This is a genomic window from Falsihalocynthiibacter sp. BN13B15 (assembly GCF_041205415.1).
Lineage (GTDB): Bacteria > Pseudomonadota > Alphaproteobacteria > Rhodobacterales > Rhodobacteraceae > Falsihalocynthiibacter > Falsihalocynthiibacter arcticus.
Window position 1 is genome coordinate 56,754 of record NZ_JBGFCE010000010.1, and the last position, 25,605, is coordinate 82,358.

Below are 25,605 nucleotides of genomic sequence, written 5' to 3' on the forward strand. Positions count from 1 at the left end.
TCTAATCTCGGCTACGTATATGTGCAGCCAATGAAGTTAGTGCGACAAAAACGACATTAGAGAGTCTAGAACGGTCGAACTATGAAGCATCCGTCTTCGTTGAGAAACGTCAGCGCCACAAGAGCGAACTGTCGCCATAGGAGAAAAAGCGATACCCCTCGGCGATTGCATGCTCATAGATGTCGCGAATGGCTTTTGGGGTTAAAAACGCCGACACCAGCATCATCAAAGTCGATTTCGGCAGGTGGAAATTCGTCATCAACCCATCCGCCACGCGAAACTCAAATCCGGGCGTGATGAAAATATCCGTTGGGCCAACCCAAGGCGAGAGTTCCCCCGCGCGCGCCGCCGTTTCGATCAACCGCAAAGCCGTGGTACCAACCGGAATAACCCGATGCCCCGCCGCCTTGGTGGCCGCAATTTCCGCCACGGCTTGCGCCGTCACTTCGCCCCACTCCGCATGCATTTTATGATCGGAAATATCGTCAACCTTGACGGGCAAAAACGTGCCTGCGCCAACGTGCAACGTCACATAGGTTACATCCACGCCCTTTTTCGCTAATGCCTCCAGCATCTCTGTCGTTAAATGCAGCGACGCGGTCGGTGCGGCAACAGCCCCCTTATGACGGGCAAAAACCGTTTGATAATCCAAGTGATCCTGCGCGTCGGCGGGGCGTTTCGCGGCAATATAGGGCGGCAATGGCATCGCACCAGCGGCCTCCAACGCCTCATCAAACACGCGTCCTTCAAGGTTAAACGCCAAAATCGCCGCACCTTCTTCCTTGGCAATCAGGCGTGCCGAAAGCCCGTCCGTAAACACAACGATCTCGTCTTCTTTGATCTTTCTCAACGGCTTAACCAATGCCAACCAATTGCCATCGCCGCGCGGCGCAAGCAGGGTCACGTCAATTTTGGCCTGCGTCAGCCCCTCTACCCCATCACGGGCGCGGGTGCCAAACAGGCGCGCAGGAATAACCTTGGTATCATTCAAAACCAGACGGTCGCCTGCGCGAAATTGATCGAGCAAATCCGCGACATGCAAATCGGCAATCCCCGTCCCTTGCGCCACCAAAAGCCGTGCGGCCTCGCGCGGCACCGCAGGGCGCACCGCAATGCGATCTTCGGGAAGGTCAAAATCAAAATCAGACAGTTTCATGGCGGTCCCCAGCTTTGGAATTGCGCGGTTTACTACCTTGATATCGGATTGCCCAGCAGAATCACGCGCCGACCTACTCAGCCTTAGGCGGCGGTCCGTTGAAAATATCGCGAAACATCCCCGGTGTGAGGATCGAGAAGGGATTGACGCTTATTTTGGGTGCGGTGGCCGTCCCCGTCATTGAGAAATTGAAGCCAAAGAGGCCCTCGCCTTTCTGAGTGAAAATAGACCCAATCCCATTGAGCACATAAAGCGGACTTAACACGCCCTTCATGGCAATGCGTTGTGAGCCAAATTCATACGCCCCCGACAAAGAAATGCCCATGGAGGCGCCAACCGCGCTGCTTTTCATAAGGGTAAGTCGTTCTGGTGTCAGGACAAATTCCGCGACAACCTCGTTGAACAGCAGACCTGAATCCTCCAACTGGTCCAGCAACCCAACGACACTAATCGCCCCAAGCAGCGACGCCATCCCAGGTGCATTCCGGATGCGCAAATCATTCGCAACAAGGCGACCCGAATAATGCCCCGCAGGCCCGCGCGGGGCCAAAACCAAATCCATCGCCCCCGAATGGCCATTTTTATAAAGACCCGCCGCGCGCAATACCGCCCCCGCATCCGAGGAGCGCATCCGAATTGCCGTTCCACTTCCAGACGGCGCAAGCGTCCCCGAAACCGCCGCCTGACCATTCACCAAACCCGTGTATTTCCCCGTGATTCCCGATCCGGTCGAGAAATCGCCCTTAAAGTCGGTCAACGACAGGGTGTTCGACAAAACCAGGCGATCAAGTCGCAGTGTCAACGGCGTCGCCGCCCCACCACTCCCGCCGCCACTTCCCGAAGGAAGCTTGAAGCTTCGCAGATCAACGGTCCCGTTTACAACGCTAATTTCGGGATTGCGCCCAGCCCCGCGCCCAACAACGTTAACCCCGACATCCAACCCTTTTCCAAGGCGCACCTTATCAAACCGCGCGCTTTTCAACCCGCCATTTGGCGACATTTCAATCTTGCCCCTCGCCGTCAAACCACTGGCCGTAAGCTCAAGGGACTCAACCTGTGCGGGGCCGCCCAGCACGCCAGAAACCGCAAGTGTCCCCGTTGAATTCTTGGGATTACTCCAGCCAATTTCGGGCAAACTGATCCCCAAGCGATTTAAATCAGAGGTCATAGAAAAGCGCGGTGGCGTGTCTTTTTGCATGTCGATTTCAATCTGCGCAATCCCCGCTCCCGAGAGCATGTTCCTCGGCAAGCCAAGGCCAAACGCGCGCACAAATTCCTGCGAAATTTCGATGTCTCCGGTAACCTTGGAGTTCCCTTTATGCTCAGGGCCAAAAAGCTGCTCCCACACAACATTAAAGGCAACTTTATCGGTTTCCGTGCCAATCCGCCCCGGCCCCGAAATGCGAAGCGACTCGGGCGTCACATGCAAATCCAACTGCTCTGAGGTTAGTATTTTTGACGGCACAATACGGGTCGACGTCACGTCCAGCAGCTTGCCCGTCACATCATAGGTCACGTCTTTGAGCTGTACCTTTTTGACGATATCAAAGCTGAACTTCGCCAAGATATCCGCCGTTCCTTGCGCGATTTCAACGTTCTGGCCGGATTTACTCACAAAGCGAAACGGCTCCAGATCCAACAGCGACAGCGCCGTCGAAATCTCTCCGCGGGCCAGCATTTCAATTTCCATCGGTGCGGGGCGCAGGGTCACATCAGGCATTGAAATGACCGTGCCCGCCACATCCAGACTTCCCGCATTGGGCACCAAAACATGCCCCTCGTTGACGGCAATCGTCATCGTCTTGCCGGTCAGTGAGACATAACCATTCCCGCCTTTTACGGGCGGAAAGGTTTTCAAATAGCGCACAGTGGCGTCAGAAAACTCATAGCCAAGCGACGCGCGAAGCTGCTCTCCCGGCGTTTTACGAATGGCGGCGACCACGTTGTAAATCAGTCCCCCCGTGACGTTTTCCATGAGCCATTTCCGCGTGCGCGGCGCGACCTTAACGGGCCAAAGCGCCAAAAGGCTGTCGTGATCGATCGTATTCAAACGCGTGTTTACCCGCACGTCCCAGTCGCCTTCGGGAGCTGAAATCTCGCCATCAAAAAGGAATTTCCGCGCGTCTGTGGTCAGGGAAAGCTGTCCAATGGTTGCGACGAACGGATCAAGTTTTAGGCGAAAATCAAGCGCGCCGCCGTCAAAAACCGCAGGTTCCGGCATCAGATTTCCCGGATTGGCGACCACTTTTGAAAACTGCAATTGCGTGACCATCGCGCCTGGTCGCGCGCCGTCCCAATCCTGCAAATAGGAAAACCCCTCGGCCAAAACTTCCCCCGCATCACTCTTCGCTTGCAAGAGATCAAAACTGATTTTGGCCCGCTTTGGGTCATAGGAAAAGTATGCTTTTGCCTCGCTAAAGGGGATGGGATGCGCGGTCGGAGTTGGCTGCAATGCGCCCGCGCCAATTTCCAAAGTGCCGTTCAAATCGCCAAGCGAACCATCATCCAAAAGTTCCGTCCGCAACGCTCCAGAAATCGGCGCTTCCAAAACGCCGAGCCACGACAGCGCAGGCGATTGCAACGCCACATCGCGCGCCCGCACGTTTTGAACATTGATCATCGCTTGGGCCGCCAAACCAGATTTGGGCGCAGAAAGCGAGAATGCCATCGTTGCAGGCGCGCTATTTTCGCGCGCAATCGCTAGGCTGGAAATGATGTCAATTTGCCCGCCTGCAAGGTTCATAACCAGCGCGGCTTCGCTCACATTCCACGTTCTACCGCTAAAATCATCGATCAATTCAAAGTCGAAATCCTTGACCGAAACATCTTCCACTTCTGACAAAAATGGAAATTCAAACAAAGACTTAAGCTCGCGAATGACGTCCTTAAAATCGCCCGATGCGGCAAAGGCATTCTCGCCCCCAAACTGAAGGTTGAACGCGCCATTGCGGTCCCGTCGCAAAACAACCTTCGCCCCAGAAAGCGCGACGCGGCGCGGGAGCAACTCGGGCGAAAACATCGGCGACTCGGCAAAAACCGCGTGCACGCGATCAACTTGCGCCATCGGACGGCCGTCCTCTGTGAGGTAGACCACATCGGTAAAAACAATATCGGGCGCCAACCCGTCCAGCAGTTCCACACGGACGCCGCCCACCGCCACAACCCCTTGAATAACATTCGCATTCAGACGGGTTTCAAGCTGTTCGATCATCCAAACGGGGGCGTTTATCCCGCGCTTCAACGCCCAAAATGTCAGCCCAAACGTCATAGCGACGGCAGCAAAGATCATCAGGAGCGTGGCCAACCCGATTTTGTGATGCTTTTTAAGGGGACGTCGTTGTTTCGGTTCTTTGATCGCACTACCCTCATGTGGCGGCAATTAACCAAGGTTAACGCCCGCTCGTTTCACGAATTTTACCTTGCCGCAAAACAGGTTACAACAGGGACGATTCCCTTTGGAGACAAGAAATGCAAAATAGCCCCCTCGCAATGACCAACGCCCCTGACTTCACGAAACCCTTCGTTTCCGCTACCCAGCAAGGCGAAGTTACCCTATCAGAACTGCGCCCAAGCCCTGTTGTTCTATTCTTCTATCCTCGCGATAGTACCGCAGGATGCACCATAGAAGCCATTGATTTCACGTCGCTTCTCCCTCAATTCGCGGCCGCGGGCGCACAGGTATTCGGCGTTTCCGCAGACAGCCTAAAAAAGCATGAAAACTTTATCTCCAAACAATCGCTCTCTGTTCCTTTGATCTGTGATGAAGACACGCAGATGTGCCAAGATTATGGCGTTTGGCGCGAAAAATCCATGTATGGCAAGGTGTTCTGGGGCATTGAGCGCAGCACCTTCTTAATTTCAGGCACTGGAAAAATTCTACGCGAATGGCGCAAAGTTAAGGTGCCGGACCACGCGCAAGAGGTTTTGGACGCCGTGTTAACCGAGGTTAACGGATGAGCAAAACGCTCGCTGAAATGGCCACCGACGTCCTAAGCACCGCCGATGGGCGCGCAAAAACCGCGCTGTCCCGCCGCTATGCTGCCGAATGGGCTGCGGCGCGCCTTGCGGGAAATGCGCCTGAAACCGGCACCGCAAATCCCCCCATGCACCCTGCGCGCCCAAGCGAACCCGCCCTTCTTAATCCCCGTGATGTGCCACGGCGCAAGCCCGGAACCCCCGAGGGGCGGATCGCGATTCTACATGCGGTTGCCCATATCGAACTCAACGCGGTCGATCTTCATTGGGACCTTCTGGCCCGCTTTGGCCACGTTGAAATGCCCGATGGATACTACGATGATTGGGTCAAGGCCGCAGACGAAGAATCCAAACATTTCAACCTGATGGCCGACTGTCTTGAAGCGCATGGAAGCCATTATGGCGCCCTGCCTGCCCACGCTGGCATGTGGCAAGCCGCCGAGGACACGGCGGAGGATTTGATGGGCCGTTTGGCCGTTGTGCCCATGGTGTTGGAGGCGCGTGGCCTTGATGTCACGCCCGGCATGATCAAAATATTCAAACAGGCCAAAGACACGCAAACCATTGAGGCGCTGGAGGTGATCTATGGCGAAGAAGTCGGCCATGTGGCCTACGGCAGCAAATGGTTTCACTTCCTGTGCGGGCGCCACAATCTTGACCCGAAACCAGTCTTCCATACCCTCGTGCGCAAATACTTCCATTCAACCCTACGTCCCCCATTTAACGAAGAAAAACGGGCCGAAGCGGGTATTCCGCCGGATTTCTATTGGCCGTTAACAGAGATTAAAGACGCTTAAATCGAGACTTGAGTGCCCACAAAATAGGCGAAATTTCGCCGTTTTTTCAGTCTACTAAACCAGATATAGCAAAAAATCTTGATCCAGAGGGTGCGAACAGTTAACCCACTCAGGTGACGCCGATTTGGGGAAAATGACACGTCACGCATTTGGGGCAGTTACAGGATTTCGTTTTGCGAGCACGTCTATCATCCAAGATTAATTCAGCATTTGAAAAAAGGCTTCCCGAACGGCGGCTTTTCCTAAAATCTGACACTGAAACACGGTTTGTCCGGCTCTCGCCAACGACCCAAGCTGTGGCCCTTCTTGGGTCGGCGAGTGTGATCGCCTGGACGATCATCGCGTCCTCAGTTCTCTTTATGAATAGTATCGGCTCTGGGTCGGTCCGCGACCAAGCTGATCGTGAACAATACCTCTACGAGGCCCGCCTCAACGCCCTTTCCCAAGAACGCGACAATCGCACCCAAGACGCCCTTGATGCGCAAAACCGTTTCAGTGCGGCGCTCGATCAGATCTCCACAATGCAGTCGGAACTCCTTGCTCTTGAGGACCGCCGTCTTGAGCTTGAAACCGGTGTTGATGTCATTCAAACGACCCTGCGCACCGCGATCCATGAACGCGATAACGCGCGTCGTGAGACCGAAGACTTAAACATTAAGCTGGCCGAAGGAGAGGCGTTTACCCCCTCCGAAGGCGCGCTTGAAGACATCACAGGCACCGTCGATTTCTTAACCGCCGCCCTTGATGATGCCGCAGATGAGCGCGACGAGATCGTGGTGTCCGCATCCACGGCGCAGGCAACCATCGAGGATTTGGAATTCGAAGCTCTCCTGACCCAACAGCGTAATGACAAAATTTTCAGCCAGCTTGAAGATGCCGTTTCTGTGTCGCTTGCGCCAATGGACAAAATGTTTCGCGACGCGGGCCTGTCTCCTGATCGCATGATTGATCAAATTCGCTCCGGCTATACTGGGCAAGGCGGGCCACTAACGCCCCTCACTTTCTCGACCAAAGGCGAACGTCCCGACGCGGACAGCCTGCGCGCCAATACGATTTTGCGCTCCATGGACGACATCAATATCTACCGGATCGCCGCCACAAAAGCCCCCTTCGCCCTGCCCCTCAAATCGGCGTTCCGCTTCACCTCCGGTTTTGGCCCACGCTGGGGTCGCATGCATAACGGCACCGATTTCGCCGCCTCCTATGGCACACCAATCTACACCACAGGCGACGGCGTGGTGATTTCCGCAGGCTGGCTCTCGGGCTTTGGCAAATTGGTCAAGGTCCAACACGAGTTTGGCATCGTCACCTACTACGCCCATATGTCCAAAATCAACGTTTCCAAGGGCCAAAGGGTCTCGCGCGGCGACCAATTAGGTGCTATGGGGAGTACAGGACGGTCGACCGGAACGCATCTTCATTACGAAGTACACGTTGGCGGTAAACCTGTTAACCCGATGAAATTTATCAAGGCAGCAAGTGATGTTTTCTAAAAGCAGAATCAATGATCCGGCCCCAAAAAAAGCTGGTGAACCCGAAACTTTAAATCTGGATGCTTCCACTCAGAAGCCAACAGGCGAATTCAAGCCATCTGCCCCAAAACCAAAGCCGCCTGCGTCTGTTCTGTCGTCTGACCTCACAATCACAGGCAATCTGCGCACCACAGGCGATATCCAAATCGAAGGCGTCATTGATGGCGACATTCGTGCTCATTTGCTGACCGTTGGCGAAGGGGCCACCGTGCGCGGCGAAGTTGTTGCGGATGACGTTGTGGTTAATGGCCGCGTTGTTGGCCGTGTGCGTGGCTTGAAAGTCCGCCTTACCTCCACGGCGCGCGTTGAAGGCGACATCATTCACAAAACCATCGCCATCGAAAGCGGCGCGCATTTTGAAGGCTCCGTTCAACGTCAGGACGATCCTTTGTCAACAGGCTCAGCGCAAAAAGCGATTGCGGCTCCAACAACCCCCGCTATTCCAGCCGCTAAACCTGCTTAAGCCACAAAACTTCCAAACAACAAAGGCCGCCTGATTGGGCGGCCTTTTACATATCTAATGGCCGAAAAGCCTAGTCGCCCTGTGCCTCTGAACGCGATTTTCCCGCCACATTCAACGCCAAGGTTGCGGCCATAAACCCGTCCAAATCGCCGTCCAAAACACCCTTGGTGTCGCTGGTCTCATAATTCGTGCGCAGGTCTTTGACCATCTGATACGGCTGCAATACATAGCTGCGGATTTGATTGCCCCAGCCCGCGTCGCCCGCACTTTCATGCGCTTCGTTCACCAGCGCGCTGCGCTTATCCAACTCCATTTGATACAGCCGCGATTTCAACGCCTTCATCGCGATTTCACGGTTCTGGTGTTGGGATTTCTCCGAGCTCGTCACCACAATCCCCGTGGGCGCGTGGGTGATCCGAACGGCGGAGTCCGTCGTATTAACGTGCTGCCCGCCTGCCCCTGACGAGCGATAAGTATCAATGCGAATATCGGCAGGGTTTACCTCAATCTCGATGTTGTCATCCACCACGGGATAAACCTTGATCGAGGTAAACGACGTGTGCCGTTTGGCAGCACTATCAAACGGCGAAATCCGCACCAACCGATGCACGCCGCTTTCGGACTTCAGCCAGCCATAAGCATTCACGCCGGTGATCTTATAGGCCGCGGATTTAATGCCCGCTTCCTCGCCTGCCGTCTCACTTTGCAGCTCAACCTTGTAGCCCTTCTTCTCGGCCCAACGCACATACATCCGCGCCAACATATTGGCCCAATCACAGCTCTCGGTGCCACCTGCACCAGAGTTGATCTCAAGGAAGGTATCGTTGCCATCGGCCTCACCATCCAAGAGCGCTTCAAGCTCCTTCTGGGCCGCCACTTTCTCAAGCGCGAACAAGCCGTCTTCGGCCTCTTTCACGACCTCTAAGTCCTCTTCCACTTCGCCCATTTCGATCAACTCAATGCCGTCCGACAACTCCTGTTGTATGCCGTCAAACGTCGCCAATGCGTCAATCAACATCTGCCTATCCCGCATCAGTTTTTGCGCAGCAGCAGGATCATTCCAAAGTTCGGGGTCCTCGGTGCGCGCGTTGAATTCTTCCAACCGATGCGCAGATGTTTCCCACCCCAACCGTTGCTTCAACAGGTCAAGAGATTTTTCGATCGCAGCAACAGAGTTTTGGACTTCGGCCCGCATGGTGCATCCTTTGGATGAGAGGTTTTGTGGGTGGTGGTATCAAACGGCGCGCGGTGAAACAAGGGCGCTTGCCCCGCCTACCACGCGCGCGCGTTAATACTCGCCGCCGCTTGAAATGGTTCCAAAGGTAGCTTTTTTCCCGAAAGTAACCGTATCACCCGTCGAGGTGCGGGTGGTGGTGGTTTGCTCGCTTTGCCCAACGTCGTCGAACATCGGCAAGTCGCTGCCCATGGCAAAACCACCGTCAAACGCCACACCAAACAACGGCTCTTCGCCGTCGCGGAAATATTCGGCAACCACATTCGCGCCAGAAGCAGCGTTGTCCAAACGGGCGCCAGAGTAGCGATCGATTTTGATAAAGTGGCCGCCCGGTGGGACTTTAAACTTCCCGCCGCCATATTTTTCGGTGGCCTTTTTCATGAACTGGGTGAACACGGGGCCACATAATGTGCCGCCATATCCGTTCGGCGCCAAGCTGCGCGGACGGTCATACCCAATATAACATCCCGCCACAATATTGCTGGTAAAACCAATAAACCACGCGTCCTTGCTGTCGTTGGTTGTGCCGGTTTTACCCGCCACTGGCACGTCCAAATTCACCCGCCCCGCCGCCGTTCCGCGCTGCACCACGCCTTGCATCATCGAGGTCAACTGATAGGCGGTGATCGGGTCCATCACGCGCTCGCGCCCCGAGCTAATCACTGGCGCCAATCCTGGCTCTAAACTGGCAATCCGACAATCACTACAGGTCCGCTGATCGTGGCGATAAACCGTGTTGCCCCAGCGATCTTGCACGCGGTCAACCAGCGTCGGCTCCACCCGTTCGCCGCCATTGGCAAACATCGCATAGGCCGCGACCATCTTGAAAAGCGTCGTTTCCTCAGCCCCCAAAGAGTTCGCCAAAAACGCGTTCATGTGGTCATAAACCCCGAACCGTTCCGCATAGGCGGCGACGGTTTCCATGCCGATTTCCTGTGCTAAACGCACGGTCATCAGGTTCCGCGATTGCTCAATCCCCGTACGCAACGGAGCGGGCCCATAGAATTTATTGCTCGAGTTTTTCGGGGCCCAAATACCCGCACCCGTATTCACTACAATCGGCGCGTCGATCACAATCGTTGCGGGCGAATAGCCACTATCAAGCGCCGCCGCATAGACAAATGGTTTGAACGAAGACCCCGGTTGGCGATCGGCTTGGGTGGCGCGATTGAACACCGAATCCTGATAGGAAAACCCTCCCTGCATTGCAATTACGCGCCCTGTGTTCACGTCCATCGCCATAAAACCGCCCTGCACTTGCGGGATTTGGCGCAGGGTCCAGCGGATGAAGCTCCCGTCGCTGTCTTTGGTCATCGCGCGCACATAGACCACATCGCCCACATCCAACAAATCGGACGCTTTGCTCGCATTTCTGGCGCGCGCACTGCCCTCAAGCAGGGGCCGCGCCCATTTCACATCCTCGGCAGGAATCCAGTGCCCGTCGGCATCGTCTTCAACGCCTTCGATCCCGATCCGCGCCGATGTGTCTCCAAGTTCCAAAACAACCGCGACATGCCAGCCTTCGATATCGCGGGCCGTCTTTAAGTCGGCAAGCGCCGTGCGCCAAGTCGCGTCGTCAACCAAGGCCTCCGTGGGAAGCGTTTTCCCCGTCCCGCGCCAAATTCCGCGCGAGCGGTCAAAGGCCTCAAGCCCGTTTTGCAACGCCAAGGCCGCCTCATCTTGCAATTCCTGATCCACGGTCGCCCGAACGGTCAAACCGCCCGAGAAAAACTCGTCTTCGCCAAAATCACGGCTCAATTGGCGGCGAATTTCATCTGAGAAATAGTCCCGCTCTGGCAAGGTAGATTTGAAGCTTTCAAAATCGCCGCTTTGCACCGTGCGCAAAGGTTGGGACACGGCAATTTCATACTCGGCGTCATCTAAATACCCGTTTTCATGCATTTCTTTCAAAACATAGTCGCGCCGGATCATTGCCCGATCAAGCTGGCGAACGGGGTGATAATCCGAAGGTGCCTTTGGCAGAACCGCCAAATAGGCCGCCTCTTCGGGGTCAAGTTCGGACAAGTTTTTGTTGAAATAGGTCTGTGCCGCCGCCGCAACGCCATAGCTGTTTTGACCCAAGAAAATTTCGTTCAGATAGATTTCTAGAATATGATCACGATCCAGTGATTTGACCATGCGATTGGCTAAAATGATCTCCTGGATTTTACGTTCGGCCCGACGGCCCCCATCCAAAAAGCTGATTTTGGCAACTTGCTGGGGAATCGTTGACGCCCCGCGCACGTTCGCGCCCTTAGATTCAATGGCCTCGACAATCACGGCGGCAATCCCGCGCACGTCATAGCCACGGTGGGTGTAAAAATTCTTATCCTCAGCCGACACAAACGCCGCTTTCACCACATCGGGAATCTCTTCGATTGGCGCATAAATCCGGCGTTCTTTGGCGAATTCGTCCATAATGCGCCCCGAACCCGCATAGACGCGGCTGATCGTTGCGGGGCGGTAAACGCTCAACGTTTCATGGTCAGGCAAGTCCTGAGAGAACAACAGAAACAACCCGCCGATCAAAAACGCGCCCATAAATAGAGCATTCAAGACGAATGCAAAAAGCCCGCCAAAAAGGGAAAAAACTGCCCGGATCATTCTGTGCCACCTCTTAGTTCACTCAACTCTATATAGGGCGCGCAGAGGAGGGTCAAAAGGGTTCGGCAACTTGCCGCCATCTTTTAACACAATGAATTTCGCCCATTGCAAATTGTCGCTGACCCCGCCAAAGATTGCGGATGCATCCAGATGATATCCTCCCGACGTATGAGGCCCACGGGGCCGGTTTTGCCGCAAATCGCGGTCGTAGCCTCTTTGAGCGCCCATGGCTGGATCGTTTTTTACGATACACGACGGGCCGCGAGTTGCTGGACTTGGGCTGTGGCTCAGGCCAACCCATCGCCACCTATCTAAGCGAGCGTAATCGCGACATCACGGGTGTCGATGGTGCTGCAACGATGGTGAAGCTTTTCGCTAAAAACTTGCCGGAACAAACGGTTATCCATGCCGACATGCGCGGCTTGGACCTTGGCAAAAAGTTTGACGGCATTTTGGCGTGGAACAGTTTTTTCCACCTCAGCCCCGATGACCAACGCAATATGTTCCCCGTTTTCGCCGCCCACGCCAGCCCCGGTGCGCCAGTTATCCTCACAACAGGCCATGCGGAAGGCGAAGCGATTGGCGAAATCGACGGCGGCGCGTCCGTTTACCACGCAAGCCTCGCGCCTGCGGCCTATCGCACCCTTTTTGACGAGGCTGGTTTTGACGTGATCGACTTCATCCCCGAAGACCCAGATTGCGCAGGCCATTCCGTTTGGTTGGCCCGCAGACGTCGCAGCTAATCCTATTGGCGCAACAATCGCGCCTCTGCGGCATCGGTTACCGTCCAGTTTTGCAACGCTTGTAAAATCCCCAATTGCGCCTTTTTGCGCCATTCGGGGTCTTGCAGGCGGTCCAAATCCTTGGGGTTGGAAATAAAGCCAAGTTCCACCAAAACCGACGGAATATCCGGCGCCTTAAGGACCGAAAATCCTGCCTCAAGACGTGGTTTTTTATACATCGTCCCAAGGTGCTCGCGCAGCCCAATTACCAAATCATCCGCCAAACGATCTGCACGCGGCGAAGTCTCTGTGCGGGCTAACTCCATCAAAATATTGGCAATAACATCGTCCTGCTGCGATAAATCCACCCCCGCCAATAGGTCCGCTCGGTCGTGGCGCTCCGCAAGTTTTTGCGAGGCTTCGTCACTCGCCGTATCACTCAAAGTATAAACGGTGGCCCCCGTCGCGCGCCCTTCCGAAAGCGCATCCGCATGCAGCGACAGGAACACATCCGCCCGCGCCGCCCGCGCCATTGTCACCCGCGTTTCCAAAGGGACAAACGTATCGTCTTCGCGGGTCAACTGAACTTGAAATCCGCCTTCGCGCAGCAAGACTTCCTTCAACTCAAGCGCAAACGTCAGCATCAAATCGGCCTCGCGCACGTCGCCGCGCTCCGCCCCCGGATCAATGCCGCCATGCCCCGGATCCAACACGATCATCACATCGCCCTCGCCGGTTTGACGCCGGATCGGGGTGGCCAAGTCAACAGCCTTCGGCACAGAAAATGCGGCCCCCGCAGGTGCGCCCGACGCGGCGGCAAAGGCCTCCGGTGTCGCGTTTTTCAACAACGCCGTGAACAGGGCATCTCGGGTTTCACCTATTTTAAGCCCAGCTAAATCAATCACTTGAGGCGACGTAAGGTCAACAACCATCCGTGACCATCCCGCTGAAAACGGCCCCATATGCACTGCCTGCACTTGGGTGTCCAAAAGCAGATCCTCCGCTTCCACGCCACTCCAATCCACCTCATTAAAGTCAATAACAAGGCGCGCAGGGTCGGTCAGGGTAAAGACGCGATAGGGAACGGGTTGGCTGAGCAAAAGATCAACCTTCAGCCCGTCCTCCGTGTCAATTATCCCAGATTTTTCAACATCCACCCGCGCCAAAGCATTGAACTCCTGCGCGTGGATCGCACCCGCAAAACTCAACGCGCACAGGGTCGCGAATATCCCTCTCACAAATGGCCTCGCTCGGACATAAACTTGCGCAAACGGGCCAAACCCTCTTTGATATCCGCCGTGCTGCGGGCATAGGAAAACCGCATCCATTGTGCGCCCCGTCCCGCGTCAAAATCCAACCCGGGTGTCACAGAAACCCCCGCTTTTTCCAGTATTTCCTGTGAAAACGCGAGGCTGTTTTCGGTAAACTCGCTCACCTCTGCATAGATATAAAACGCGCCATCTGGCGGCGCAAACCGCGTGAAACCCGCCTTCGGTAGTTCCTCCAACATCAGCGCGCGATTGGCCGAATAGACCTCAAGGTTTGCGTCAAGTTCCGCGTCACATCCCAACGCGCCAAGCGCTGCAATCTGCGCCGCATGCGGGGCGCAAATGAACATATTCTGCGCCAAACGTTCCACCGTGCGCACATGATCTTGCGGCACAACCATCCAGCCGATGCGCCACCCCGTCATCGAGAAATACTTGGAAAACGAGTTGATAACGTAAACATCATCGCTCAACTCAAGCGCCGAAACCGCTCGCTCTCCATGGTGAATCCCGTGGTAAATTTCGTCCGATATAAAGGCGGTCTCAGTGGCGGAACAGCTTTCGATCAACGCCGCCAATGCTGCGCGCGATAGGATGGTACCACTCGGATTAGACGGGCTGGCCACGATCAACCCCTTGAGGTCCCGCCCCACAAGATCATCAGGAACTGGTTGAAAACGGTTGGCCTCGGAGGTTTCAAAGCCAACGTCCGTCAGGCTCAAAGCCCGCAAAATCTGGCGATACGATGGATAGCCCGGCAAGCCCAACCCCACCCGATCTCCGGCATCAAAAAGCGCGGTAAACGCCAGCAAAAACCCCGCCGACGAGCCCGATGTCACGACGATCCGCGCAGGCGAAATCGTCACCCCGTACCACTTCTGATACAACGCCGCGATTCCTTCGCGCAACGCCAGAAGCCCAAGCGCCGATGTATATCCAAGCGGGCTCTCTTCCATCGCAGCCGCTAAAGCCGCGCGCGCCCCCGCAGGGGCTGGCGTCCCCGGTTGGCCGACCTCCATATGGATAATATGACGCCCATTCGCCTCCGCTTGCGTCGCGGCCTCCATCACATCCATAACAATAAAGGGATCAACCTGTGAACGCCTTGAAACCTGCATCATTTTATCCTTATGCTCGCTTACGTCTTTGTCCCAATGAAAGCCTCAAAGGTCAATGCAAGCATTTTTCCAAATCCCGTTTTTTCGCCTTCTCTTCGTGCTGCTTCTCTGTTTACAGCCGTTTTCCGCCCGCGCCGCGTCGCTGATCCGCGATCCTGACATTGAACAGGCCCTCCATCGCTTGGCCACCCCCGTTTTAGTGGCCGCCGGACTTAATCCCGGGCGCATTCAAATCTTGTTGATCAACGATAAATCAATGAACGCCTTTGTGATTGATCAGAACCATATTTTCATCCACACGGGCCTGATGTTGCGCATGAAATCCGCCGCCCAAATCCAAGGCGTGATCGCCCATGAAGCAGCGCATATTGCCAATGGTCATATCACCCAACGCATTGTTTTGGCTGATGGAATTTCCGCCGTTGCCGGAATAGGGGTAATTTTGGGCGTCGCGATTGCCGCCTCCACAGGGCGTCCGGATGCAGGGGCGGCCGTGGCCGCAGGCGTGGCCTCCTCCGCCCAACGTTCCTTCCTCACCCACACCCGCGCCGAGGAAGCGAGTGCCGACCAATCCGGATTTCGCTACACCGCAAGTGCGGGTGTTGATCCCGCCGCAATGATCGAAGTTCTCAATCTTTTCAAGGGACAAGAGGTCCTCGGAACCTCCCGCCAAGACGCCTATGTGCGCAGCCACCCCCTCACCAGCCAACGCCTGCGCGCCGCCCGCGGATTCGCCGCCGCCTACGGTGGAAATGTCAAAGACAGCAGCGAAGCCGACTATTGGTTTGCCCGCGCCAAAAGCAAACTCGCAGCCTTCCTACAAAACCCGCAAGCCGAACGGCGCAAACTCAAAGCCTCCGACACGGGCGAGATCGCGCAGATGGTCCGCGCGATCACCTACCATCGCCAAGCTGATGCAAACAAGGCGCTTTCCGCGATGAACAGCGTCCTCGCGGCCCGCCCAAATGACCCCTACTATCGCGAATTACAGGCGCAAATACTGATGGAATCCCGCCAGTTTGATGCGGCCCTCGGTGCCTATGCCATGGCCCTCAACGGCGCGCCAAGAAATGCAATCATCATGGCGGGATACGGGCGGGCGCTGTTGGCTGCAGGTGGATCAGAAAACGAAGCTAAAGCGTTGAATGTCTTGATAAAAGCCCGAGCTCTGGATGGACAAGACCCGCGTCTATTGCGTGATCTTGCCGTGGCCTATGCTAAGGCGAAACAGCCCGGAATGGCGTCCCTCGTGACGGCGGAGCGCTTTGCGCTGGACGGTAAATTCAAAGACGCCGCCATTCACGCCAAACGCGCCGCAGACCAGCTCCCGCATGGATCGACCGGTGCACGCCAAGCACAAGACATTCTGTACACCGCCGAACGCCTTGATAAAAAAGGAAAAAAGCGAAACTAAGCCTCAACCTCGTCCAAAGCAGCCTGTGCATCCAACGCCGCAGCCTTCGCCTCTACTTGCTCCACGATCTCTTCGATCATCGCCTCATTGCTGAGTTTGTGGCTTTGTTTTCCGGCCAAATAGACCATGCCACTGCCCGCGCCGCCGCCGGTAAATCCGATGTCCGTCATCAGGGCTTCCCCCGGACCATTCACCACACAGCCGATAATCGACAGGCTCAAACTGGTGGAAATATGCGCCAAGCGCTCCTCCAGAGTTTGGACGGTTTTGATCACATCAAATCCCTGCCGCGCACAGCTTGGACAGGAAATAATCGTCACCCCGCGATGCCGCAACCCAAGCGATTTGAGCATTTCAAAGCCCACTTTCACCTCTTCAACAGGGTCCGCCGACAGGCTCACACGGATGGTGTCGCCAATCCCGCTCCACAACAGGCTGCCCATGCCGACCGCGCTTTTGACGGTGCCTGACATCAAGCCGCCCGCCTCGGTGATCCCTAAGTGAATGGGCGCGTCGGTCTCTTCGGCAAGCGCCTGATAGGCGGCGGCCGCTAGGAAAACATCGCTGGCCTTGACCGATATTTTGAACTCATGGAAATCATTGTCCTGCAGAATTTTGATGTGGTCCATGCCGCTTTCGACCATCGCCTCTGGGCAAGGTTCGGCATATTTTTCAAGCAGATGGCGTTCAAGGCTTCCCGCATTCACCCCAATCCTTATGGAGCAACCATAATCGCGCGCGGCCTTAATGACTTCGCGCACCCGCTCTTGGCTGCCGATATTTCCGGGGTTGATCCGCAGGCACGCAGCCCCCGCTTCGGCGGCTTCAATCGCGCGTTTATAATGAAAATGGATGTCGGCCACGATAGGCACAGGGCTTTGCTTACAAATTTCACGCAGTGCTGCCGTGCTCTCCTGATCGGGGGCCGAAACCCGCACAATATCGGCTCCAGCGTCGGCGGCGGCGTTGATCTGGGCCAAGGTCGCTTTCACGTCGGTCGTGAGAGTGTTGGTCATGGTTTGCACCGTGATCGGCGCATCGCCGCCCACAGGCACATTTCCCACCATAATCTGCCGAGACTTGCGCCGATAAATATTCCGCCAAGGGCGCACAGGATTGAGCGACATCTATATTCTCCGCATTGGGGGCCGTTTTTGGCGCATTCCGATGATGTTTAGATAAGGCTTCGCGCAAGCACTGACAACTGCAAGCACGCAAATCGGACCTTCAATTTTGTGTGGGGAGGTGCCGAAATTATTCTGCAGCGGCCAAAGCGACGTATTTTGCCAAATCTTGATCGGCGTCCATATCCGCAACCTTATAGGCTTCGCTCAGCGAGTCCTGTGCCAAAACCACTTTTGACGCGACCGAACCCGCACGCCCTGCCGGACCATAGGTTTCGCCATTGACGCCGAAGTAAACCGACCCAGAATTCCCCGCGCGTAGCATTGGCGGCACTTCCGTTGCCGGAATGATGAATTCTTCGCCTGTGTCGAGAATTTTCTCAAAGATAACAGTGCCATCCGCCGCAGAAACTCGCACCCACGCTGGGCGCACCGCGAAAATTTTCAACTCTGGCGCAGCTTCTGCAATGACCTGAACTTCGCTCTCTTCAATCGCCGCCAAGGCAGCTTCCACATTGCTCGCAAGGACGGTTGCAGCGCTTCTAAATGCATCGGGAGACAGGGCCGAAATCGGCCCATCACGCGCGATCAAAACCGGCACCGCGAGCGCCTCTGGACGGTACAGGCGCGTCAGGGCGTCTGTTGGTAAATCTGATGCGTTATCAGCTACTTGCGTCGGCAACACGTCTTCGGAAAATCCGGAGGACCCACCGCGTAAAGGATCTAGGGAGGACCCCACACCCGAAGCTTCTGTCAAAGGTGCGAACTGCACGCGCTGCACTTCCTGCAGCACGGAATATCCGCCGTAACCAAGTCCCGCGATCAACAAAATCAAAACTGCGACAGAGCCAATGGCTGCGGGTTCGATTTTGGACAGCATGGCCTCGCCACGCGGCACAAAAGAGGCGTTGGGGTTGGCAAAGGGGTCTTTGCCCTCAAATTTACGCGCCCGACGTTCGGCCTTGAGCGCCGCCGCACTGGAAGCATCGGCGGACATGCCATGCACGGTTTCGAAATTCGCCTCTACACAGAAGGTCGTGTAGGCCCAATCGGGGTCCATCCCAAGATAGCGCGCATAGGAGCGCACGTATCCGGCAATAAATCCGGGAGTTTCAAAAGCAAGGGGATCGGCATTTTCAATTGCGGCGATATAGGTCGCTTTGACCTTAAGCTCGCGTTGAACATCAAGAAGGGATTTGCCCAGAGTCGCCCGCTCTCCGCGCATAAGATCGCCGAGTCGCAACTCATATGAGTCAAAGCCGGATGTCCCTTCCTCTTTGACCGATTTCGGCGAAAGAATGCGCCTAATCATCTGCCCTGCCCTAACGTTCAAATTGCCCCAATGGTCATTTCCTAGCCGAGTCTGATTCGCCTGAAAGCCCGTGTCTAGATGACCTCTTGACGAAAATTATAGCACAGCACAATCGATTCTGCACGTTTCTGTGAACTACCCAGTGAGATCGGCGCGATTCAGCGCACAATGGCTCCAAAGGTCGTCCAAACCGTTCACAAGTGCATCCATTTCACGCGGTCCGTGTACGGGCGATGGGGTGAATCGCAACCGCTCGGTCCCACGGGGAACTGTGGGGAAATTGATCGGCTGTACATAGATTCCGTGCTCTTCCAGCAGGCGATCCGAGATCATTTTACATTTCACCGGATTGCCAACATGGACAGGCACAATGTGCGTGCCATGATCAATGATCGGCAGGCCCAAACCCTTCAGGCGCAGCTTCAAAATCGCCGCCTGAGTCTGGTGTCTTGCACGCAAGGATTGGTCGGTTTTCAAGTGCCGCACAGAGGCCGCAGCCCCCGCCGCAATTCCAGGGGCAAGGGAGGTGGTAAAGATGAAGCCAGGCGCATAAGACCTTATGGCGTCACACATTTTTTCGGATGCCGCGATATAGCCGCCCATCACACCGTAAGCCTTGGCAAGAGTGCCATTGATGATATCCAAACGGTGCATCAACCCGTCACGTTCGGCAACACCGCCGCCGCGTGGACCATACATGCCAACCGCGTGGACTTCGTCGATATAGGTCAGTGCGTTGAACTCATCCGCGAGGTCAAGGATCGCCTCAATCGGGCCAAAATCGCCGTCCATCGAGTAGATAGATTCAAATGCGATCAGTTTCGGCGTCGCAGGATCATCGGCGGCCAAAAGCTCGCGCAAATGCGCCACGTCATTATGACGGAACACGCGCTTCGCGCCGCCATTGCGACGGACGCCTTCGATCATGCTCGCGTGGTTCAAAGCGTCGGAATAAATGATCAATCCGGGTAAAATTTTAGGCAAAGTTGAGAGAGTCGCGTCATTTGCGATATAGGCCGAGGTGAACAGCAGCGCCGCTTCCTTCTGGTGCAAATCCGCCAATTCCGCTTCTAGGCGCTTATGGTAAACCGTGGTCCCCGAAATATTGCGCGTACCGCCAGAGCCTGCGCCCGCCGCATCAATCGCTTCGTGCATCGCTTCCAAAACGACGGGGTGTTGCCCCATGCCGAGATAGTCATTGCCACACCACACCGTGATATTTTGCTCTTCGCCATCGGGGCGCGTCCAAACCGCATGCGGGAACGCACCATTTTTGCGTTCGATATCGATAAAGGTGCGATAACGCCCCTCCTCGTGCAAACGTTCTAAGGCTGCGTCGATGTGGTCACTATAGGTCAAAGCGCTCTCCAAGTTTGCCTACTGAGCCTTGGCTCTTAGGTTTCGCATATGCTCTATGGAACGAGCCGCAATAAATCTAGGTTACAAAATGCCGCGCTTGGATTCAATCATCCATTGACAACTTTTTCACCCTCATTTGGTCTCGATAAGCAGGTTTTTCGTGCCCCGCTTTGATCTATCTCAATGCGCTGTCGATTTAGCCTCTCCGCGCGCCCTGCCCTTGTCACGCCAGATAGGGCTGATAGGGTCGCGAAAAACCCCACCCAAAAGGACAGACAATGACCCTCGCCCCCGTTCTCGCTCGCATTGATTCCGAACTCCCCCAATCCGTGGAGCGCCTCTTTGAGCTTTTGCGCATTCAGTCGATCTCGACCGATCCGGCGTTCAAGGGAGATTGCGAGACCGCAGCAGATTGGCTGGTCGCAGATTTACAATCGCTGGATGTCACGGCCTCCAAGCGCGCCACCACGGGCCACCCGATGGTTGTCGGCCATATCGACGGCCCCAAAGACGCACCGCATGTACTGTTTTATGGCCACTATGATGTGCAGCCCGTTGATCCGCTTAATCTTTGGGACAACCCACCATTTGAGCCCCGCGTCGAAGACACAGCCAAAGGCAAAGTGATCCGCGCCCGTGGTTCCTCCGATGACAAAGGCCAGTTGATGACCTTCATTGAGGCCTGTCGCGCATGGAAAGCGGTACACGGCGCGCTGCCCGTCAAAATCACCTTCTTCTTTGAGGGCGAAGAAGAAAGCGGCTCGCCCTCGCTGATCCCCTTCATGCAAGAAAATGCCGAGGAGCTAAAAGCCGACATCGCGCTGATCTGTGACACGGGCTTGTTTGGCGAAGAAACCCCCGCGATTGTCACCCGCCTGCGTGGACTTCTGGGCGAAGAAATCCACATCCATGGCCCAAGCAAGGACCTGCACTCGGGAATGTTTGGCGGCATCGCGGCAAACCCCGCACGCGTTTTGGCCAAAATCATCGCAGGTCTGCACGACGACACAGGCCGCGTCACCGTTGCGAATTTCTACGACGGCGTCGCCGATTTGCCCGCTGACATTGCCGCACAATGGGACGCGCTTGGCTTTAGCCCCGAAAACTTCCTCGGCGAAGTCGGCCTCGCAAAACCCGCAGGCGAACAAGATCGCACCGCGCTTGAGATGATCTGGTCGCGCCCCACCTGTGAAGTGAACGGCCTGCAAAGCGGCTATACGGGCGATGGTTTCAAAACCGTTCTGCCTTCCGTTGCGATGGCAAAAATCAGCTTTCGTTTGGTCAGCAAACAAGATCCGCTCGAAATTCGCAAAAACTTCCGCGCCTATGTGCAAAGCATGTTGCCCAGCGATTGCACCGTCACCTTTAAGGACCACAGCGCCTCGCCCGCTGGCGAAATGTCAACCGACAACCCCGCCTTTCAAGCGGCCCAACGTGCGCTCTCGGAGGAATGGCCCCGCGCGGCGGCCTTTGTGGGCTGTGGCGGCTCCATCCCGATTGCGGGCCACTTTAAAACCTATCTTGGCATGGACGCCCTGCTCACAGGCTTCAGCAAAGACGACGACCAACTCCATTCGCCTAACGAGAAATACGACATGGAAAGCTTCCACAAAGGCATCCGCAGCTGGGCGCGCATCCTCAACGAATTGAGCAAAACCTAACCAGCGGCTCCCGCCCGCTTTACGGGCCTGCGGACCCACAGCCGTTGGGCCAAGCCGGTTTTCTTGCGAAAACCGGCTAACCGCCTCTCGCGCGCCGTACTTCCACACGCAACAATGGGTTCTATGCCCAACGAAATCCCTGTGGTACCTTCGGGTTTAGCATTTGATTTGACGGGCGCACCTCCTTGGATATTTTACAACTCACCTCCCTTTTGATTGTCCTCGCGGGCGTTTTCGGCAGCATCAACTACCTTTTCCTCAAACTGCCAAGCTCCATCGGCATCCTGATCGTGGCGCTATTTTCCTCGCTGGGCGTCATGGCGTTTGACTACTTTATGCCGGTCTATCACTCCGAAGATCGCGTCCGCGCGTTGGTTTCGGAAATCGCGTTTTCCGACGCGCTGCTTGACGGTATGCTGGGCCTGCTACTGTTTGCTGGCGCGTTGCACGTTAAAATCGCCGATCTGCGCGAGCAATGGCGGGTGGTTTTCTTTATGGCGACCTTGGGCGTGGCATTATCCACCGTGGTCATTGGCTTCGGATTTAGCTGGCTGACGGGCATGCCCCTGATCGTGGCGCTGGTGTTTGGCGCGCTGATTTCGCCCACCGACCCTGTTGCGGTCCTTGGGGTGTTGCGCGGCGCGAACCTGCCTAAATCACTCGAAACCAAGATCGCGGGCGAAAGCCTGTTTAACGACGGGGTGGGCTATGTGGTTTTCCTTGTTCTGGTCAGCCTCGCGTTTCCTTCCGTTGACGCCCACGCCACGGGCGGCAAAGAAGCCGCGATCCTATTTTTCCAAGAAGCAGGCGGCGGGGCCCTGCTTGGTGGCGTCCTTGGCTGGCTCACCTTCCGCCTGATGCGCCGCATCGACGACTACGCCCTCGAAGTTCTGATCACCTTAGGCCTCGCCTTTGGCGGCTACCAACTCTCCGAATTCCTCCACGTGTCGGCCCCCATCATGGCCGTCGTCGCGGGGCTGTTTATCGGGGACGTCGGCATGAAACACGGCATGTCCGAGGAAACCCGCCAATACGTCAAAGCCTTCTGGTCGATGATCGACGAAATCCTCAACGCTGTGCTGTTCCTGATGATCGGTTTTGAAGTCTTCGCGGTGGTGTTTTCCCAATCCGCCTTCATCTCGGGCCTCGGCGCAATCCTGCTGTCACTCTTGGGCCGCTTTATCGCCGTCGCGGTGCCAATCACCATGATGCGCCCCTTCCGCAGTTTCTCCTCGGGGGCGGTCCCGATTATGACATGGGGCGGCCTCAAAGGCGGTATCTCGGTGGCACTCGCCCTCTCGCTCCCTGACAGCGAATACAAAAGCCTGATCCTCACCTGCACCTATATGGTCGTGGTGTTTTCTATTATCGCTCAAGGCCTTAGCGTCGCGCGCCTCGCCAAACGCTTTGCAACTGAGCCGGAGCTTATGTGATGGCGCGCTGGGTTGCCTTCCTGCGCGGGGTGAATGTGGGGGGCCACGGAAAACTCGCGATGAAACCGCTCTGCACAGCAATGCAGGCCCAAGGATTTACCAACGCGACAAGCTATATCCAAAGCGGAAATCTGGTGTTCGGCCACACCTCCGAAAGCGCCGAAATCATCGCCACAGCCCTCAAATCGCTGATCAAAACCCAAGCCGATTTCGCCCCCGACACCCTTGTCCTTCCCGCGCAAATCCTCGCCAAAATCCACGCCAACTGCCCTTTCCTCACCCCCGACATCGACCCAAAAACCCTGCATTTCCTGCTCCTAGCAGAACCTCCCACATCCCCAGACCTCACCAAAATAGAAACCCTGCGCGCCCCTGACGAAGCCTTCGAGATCACAGACCACGCCGCCTACCTCCTCGCCCCCTCTGGCATTGGCCGCTCCAAACTCATGGCCGCCAGCGAGCGCCTGCTCGGCGTCCCCACCACAGCGCGGAACCTGCGAACAATCGAGGCAGTTTTGTCGCTTTCTCGGGCATAGGCTCTGGAAAACGCGCGCAGAGTCCCTTATGAAAACGCCATAATGAATACGAGGACCGCAGGATAATGACAGACACAATTCTACTCCGCTGCGAAGCACACGGCCTGCGCCTAACCGATCAACGCCGCGTAATCGCTGGCGTTCTAGAGGATGCGACCGACCATCCCGACGTTGAAGAACTCTATGCCCGCGCGGTGAAACTCGACCCGAGAATCTCCATCGCAACGGTCTATCGCACCGTCAAACTGTTTGAAGAAAGCGGCATCCTTGAGAAGCACGAATTTGGCGATGGCCGCGCCCGTTACGAGGCCGCCGACCGCGATCACCACGACCACCTGATCGACATGAATTCGGGCCGCGTGATCGAATTTGTCGATCCCGACATCGAAGCCCTGCAAGAGAAAATCGCCCAGAAACTCGGCTATGAATTACGCGGCCACCGCCTCGAGCTCTACGGCGTCCCGCTCAAGAAAAACTAGCGTCATAAAACCGTCACCGCTCCCCCGCTATAGAGCATCTATTTGACGTGAGCCCTGCCCTTGCGTAAAAGGCCCTTGGCCCTCCCGTGATTTGTTTCAAAAGGACATCCCTACATGACCACGATCATCGATATCTTTGCCCGCGAAATTCTCGACAGCCGGGGCAACCCCACCGTTGAAGTCGACGTCACGCTTGAAGACGGCACAATGGGCCGCGCCGCTGTCCCTTCTGGCGCTTCCACCGGCGCTTATGAAGCTGTTGAAATGCGCGACGGTGACAAATCCCGCTACATGGGCAAAGGCGTTTTGAACGCAGTTGCCGCGGTAAACGGCGAAATCGCCGAAGCCCTTGTGGGCTGGGACGCCACCGAACAAGAAGCCATCGACGCGACAATGATCGAACTCGACGGCACCCCAAACAAAGCCCGCCTTGGCGCCAACGCCATCCTCGGCGTTTCCCTCGCAGTGGCAAAAGCCGCCGCCGAAGCTTCCGGCCAACCCCTCTACCGCTATATCGGCGGCACCTCCGCGCGCGTTTTGCCCGTTCCAATGATGAACATCATCAATGGCGGCGAGCATGCCGACAACCCAATCGACATCCAAGAATTCATGATCATGCCCGTCTCCGCGACCAACATCCGCGACGCCATCCGCATGGGTGCTGAAATCTTCCACACGTTGAAAAAAGAACTCTCCGACGCGGGCTACAGCACAGCAATCGGCGACGAAGGCGGCTTCGCACCAGCCCTCTCCTCCACCCGTGACGCGCTTGATTTCATCCTCAAAGCAATTGAAAAAGCAGGCTACAAACCCGGCGAAGACATCTACCTCGCGCTCGATTGCGCCGCCTCTGAATACTACAAAGACGGCAAATACGAGATGAAAGGCGAAGGCATTTCGCTCACCTCCGCAGAAAACGTCGCCTACCTCGCCAAACTCGCCGCCGACTACCCGATTATCTCGATTGAGGATGGCTGTGACGAGGACGATTGGGACGGCTGGAAGCTCCTCAACGACACCATCGGTGACAAAATCCAACTCGTGGGCGACGATCTTTTCGTGACCAACCCCGAGCGCCTCGCAATGGGCATCGAACGTGGCTCCGCCAACGCGATGCTGGTGAAAGTGAACCAAATCGGCACGCTTTCCGAAACATTGAAAGCCGTCGACATGGCCCACCGCGCGCGCATGACCAACGTCATGTCGCACCGCTCCGGTGAAACCGAAGACGCCACAATCGCCGACCTCGCCGTCGCCACAAACTGTGGCCAAATCAAAACCGGCTCCCTCTCGCGCTCCGACCGTCTGGCCAAATACAACCAGTTGATCCGCATCGAAGAAGCCCTCGGCGAAACCGCCGTTTACGCGGGCCGCTCGATCCTAAAATAAGCGTCTAAATTCTCGGAAAGCCCTCGCAA

General features: G+C 56.1%; 20 protein-coding genes. 11 read left to right on the forward strand and 9 right to left on the reverse strand.

The annotated features are described in order from the left end of the window. Positions 1 to 109: 109 nt before the first annotated feature. Positions 110 to 1,156, reverse strand: a complete 1,047-nt coding sequence (gene queA / locus AB9F26_RS15780; protein WP_369757909.1) for a tRNA preQ1(34) S-adenosylmethionine ribosyltransferase-isomerase QueA — start codon at positions 1,154 to 1,156, stop codon at positions 110 to 112. 73 nt (positions 1,157 to 1,229) lie between these two features. Continuing rightward, positions 1,230 to 4,445: a hypothetical protein gene (locus tag AB9F26_RS15785; protein WP_369768435.1), complete on the reverse strand. Its 3,216-nt coding sequence runs from the start codon at positions 4,443 to 4,445 to the stop codon at positions 1,230 to 1,232. A 179-nt stretch (positions 4,446 to 4,624) separates the two neighbouring features. Here AB9F26_RS15785 and AB9F26_RS15790 point away from each other — a divergent pair, with 179 nt between their 5' ends. The 4 genes from AB9F26_RS15790 to AB9F26_RS15805 all read left to right on the forward strand — a co-directional run bounded on the left by AB9F26_RS15790 (position 4,625) and on the right by AB9F26_RS15805 (position 7,923). Continuing rightward, positions 4,625 to 5,113, forward strand: a complete 489-nt coding sequence (locus AB9F26_RS15790) for a peroxiredoxin (RefSeq protein WP_369768437.1) — start codon at positions 4,625 to 4,627, stop codon at positions 5,111 to 5,113. Then, complete coding sequence (locus AB9F26_RS15795) at positions 5,110 to 5,928, forward strand: ferritin-like domain-containing protein (RefSeq protein ID WP_335584225.1); 819 nt, start codon at positions 5,110 to 5,112, stop codon at positions 5,926 to 5,928. Before AB9F26_RS15790 ends, AB9F26_RS15795 begins: the two co-directional genes overlap by 4 nt. Before the next feature lie 173 nt (positions 5,929 to 6,101). Beyond that, a complete protein-coding gene (locus tag AB9F26_RS15800) occupies positions 6,102 to 7,421 on the forward strand; it encodes a DUF5930 domain-containing protein (RefSeq protein ID WP_369768439.1) in 1,320 nt (439 codons plus the stop codon). Further along, positions 7,411 to 7,923 (forward strand): polymer-forming cytoskeletal protein, encoded by a 513-nt coding sequence (locus AB9F26_RS15805; protein WP_039002093.1) that lies wholly within the window; start codon positions 7,411 to 7,413, stop codon positions 7,921 to 7,923. Before AB9F26_RS15800 ends, AB9F26_RS15805 begins: the two co-directional genes overlap by 11 nt. 70 nt (positions 7,924 to 7,993) lie before the next feature. On the opposite strand, the gene prfB is transcribed toward AB9F26_RS15805, so the two are convergent. Then, positions 7,994 to 9,118, reverse strand: a complete 1,125-nt coding sequence (prfB, locus tag AB9F26_RS15810) for a peptide chain release factor 2 (RefSeq protein ID WP_369768441.1) — start codon at positions 9,116 to 9,118, stop codon at positions 7,994 to 7,996. 93 nt (positions 9,119 to 9,211) lie between these two features. Next, positions 9,212 to 11,761 carry a penicillin-binding protein 1A gene (locus AB9F26_RS15815; protein WP_369768442.1) on the reverse strand — a complete coding sequence of 850 codons (2,550 nt, stop codon included), beginning with the start codon at positions 11,759 to 11,761 and terminating at the stop codon, positions 9,212 to 9,214. Positions 11,762 to 11,901: 140 nt separating this feature from the next. Here AB9F26_RS15815 and AB9F26_RS15820 point away from each other — a divergent pair, with 140 nt between their 5' ends. Beyond that, positions 11,902 to 12,504, forward strand: coding sequence for a class I SAM-dependent methyltransferase (locus AB9F26_RS15820; protein WP_335584228.1), 603 nt, complete (start codon positions 11,902 to 11,904; stop codon positions 12,502 to 12,504). A gap of 2 nt (positions 12,505 to 12,506) precedes the next feature. Here AB9F26_RS15820 and AB9F26_RS15825 read toward each other — a convergent pair whose 3' ends face one another. Beyond that, positions 12,507 to 13,721 carry an N-acetylmuramoyl-L-alanine amidase gene (locus AB9F26_RS15825; RefSeq protein ID WP_369768444.1) on the reverse strand — a complete coding sequence of 405 codons (1,215 nt, stop codon included), beginning with the start codon at positions 13,719 to 13,721 and terminating at the stop codon, positions 12,507 to 12,509. Continuing rightward, positions 13,718 to 14,869, reverse strand: a complete 1,152-nt coding sequence (locus AB9F26_RS15830) for an aminotransferase class I/II-fold pyridoxal phosphate-dependent enzyme (RefSeq protein ID WP_335584230.1) — start codon at positions 14,867 to 14,869, stop codon at positions 13,718 to 13,720. The genes AB9F26_RS15825 and AB9F26_RS15830 overlap by 4 nt, the downstream gene beginning before the upstream one ends. Before the next feature lie 55 nt (positions 14,870 to 14,924). Between AB9F26_RS15830 and AB9F26_RS15835 the strand changes: the two genes are divergently transcribed. Then, a complete protein-coding gene (locus AB9F26_RS15835) occupies positions 14,925 to 16,283 on the forward strand; it encodes a M48 family metalloprotease (RefSeq protein ID WP_369768446.1) in 1,359 nt (452 codons plus the stop codon). Here AB9F26_RS15835 and ispG read toward each other — a convergent pair. The 3 genes from ispG to hemA all read right to left on the reverse strand — a co-directional run bounded on the left by ispG (position 16,280) and on the right by hemA (position 20,078). Beyond that, on the reverse strand, positions 16,280 to 17,410 hold the full coding sequence (ispG, locus tag AB9F26_RS15840; protein WP_335584232.1) for a flavodoxin-dependent (E)-4-hydroxy-3-methylbut-2-enyl-diphosphate synthase: 1,131 nt from the start codon (positions 17,408 to 17,410) through the stop codon (positions 16,280 to 16,282). The two genes, AB9F26_RS15835 and ispG, sit on opposite strands and share 4 nt — an antisense overlap. Before the next feature lie 127 nt (positions 17,411 to 17,537). Next, on the reverse strand, positions 17,538 to 18,719 hold the full coding sequence (locus AB9F26_RS15845; RefSeq protein WP_369768448.1) for a helix-turn-helix domain-containing protein: 1,182 nt from the start codon (positions 18,717 to 18,719) through the stop codon (positions 17,538 to 17,540). Between the two features lie 135 nt (positions 18,720 to 18,854). Next, on the reverse strand, positions 18,855 to 20,078 hold the full coding sequence (gene hemA / locus AB9F26_RS15850) for a 5-aminolevulinate synthase (protein ID WP_335584234.1): 1,224 nt from the start codon (positions 20,076 to 20,078) through the stop codon (positions 18,855 to 18,857). A gap of 278 nt (positions 20,079 to 20,356) precedes the next feature. On the opposite strand from hemA, the gene AB9F26_RS15855 reads away from it, so the two are divergent. The 5 genes from AB9F26_RS15855 (at position 20,357) to eno (ending at position 25,576) form a co-directional block, all read left to right on the forward strand. Next, positions 20,357 to 21,739 carry a M20/M25/M40 family metallo-hydrolase gene (locus AB9F26_RS15855; RefSeq protein ID WP_335584235.1) on the forward strand — a complete coding sequence of 461 codons (1,383 nt, stop codon included), beginning with the start codon at positions 20,357 to 20,359 and terminating at the stop codon, positions 21,737 to 21,739. Between the two features lie 185 nt (positions 21,740 to 21,924). Further along, complete coding sequence (locus tag AB9F26_RS15860) at positions 21,925 to 23,172, forward strand: cation:proton antiporter (protein ID WP_369768449.1); 1,248 nt, start codon at positions 21,925 to 21,927, stop codon at positions 23,170 to 23,172. Next, positions 23,172 to 23,708, forward strand: a complete 537-nt coding sequence (locus AB9F26_RS15865; protein ID WP_369768450.1) for a DUF1697 domain-containing protein — start codon at positions 23,172 to 23,174, stop codon at positions 23,706 to 23,708. The genes AB9F26_RS15860 and AB9F26_RS15865 overlap by 1 nt, the downstream gene beginning before the upstream one ends. 65 nt (positions 23,709 to 23,773) lie before the next feature. Next, on the forward strand, positions 23,774 to 24,187 hold the full coding sequence (locus AB9F26_RS15870; RefSeq protein WP_039002082.1) for a Fur family transcriptional regulator: 414 nt from the start codon (positions 23,774 to 23,776) through the stop codon (positions 24,185 to 24,187). A 114-nt stretch (positions 24,188 to 24,301) separates the two neighbouring features. Further along, complete coding sequence (eno, locus tag AB9F26_RS15875; RefSeq protein WP_369756047.1) at positions 24,302 to 25,576, forward strand: phosphopyruvate hydratase; 1,275 nt, start codon at positions 24,302 to 24,304, stop codon at positions 25,574 to 25,576. Positions 25,577 to 25,605: the final 29 nt, after the last annotated feature.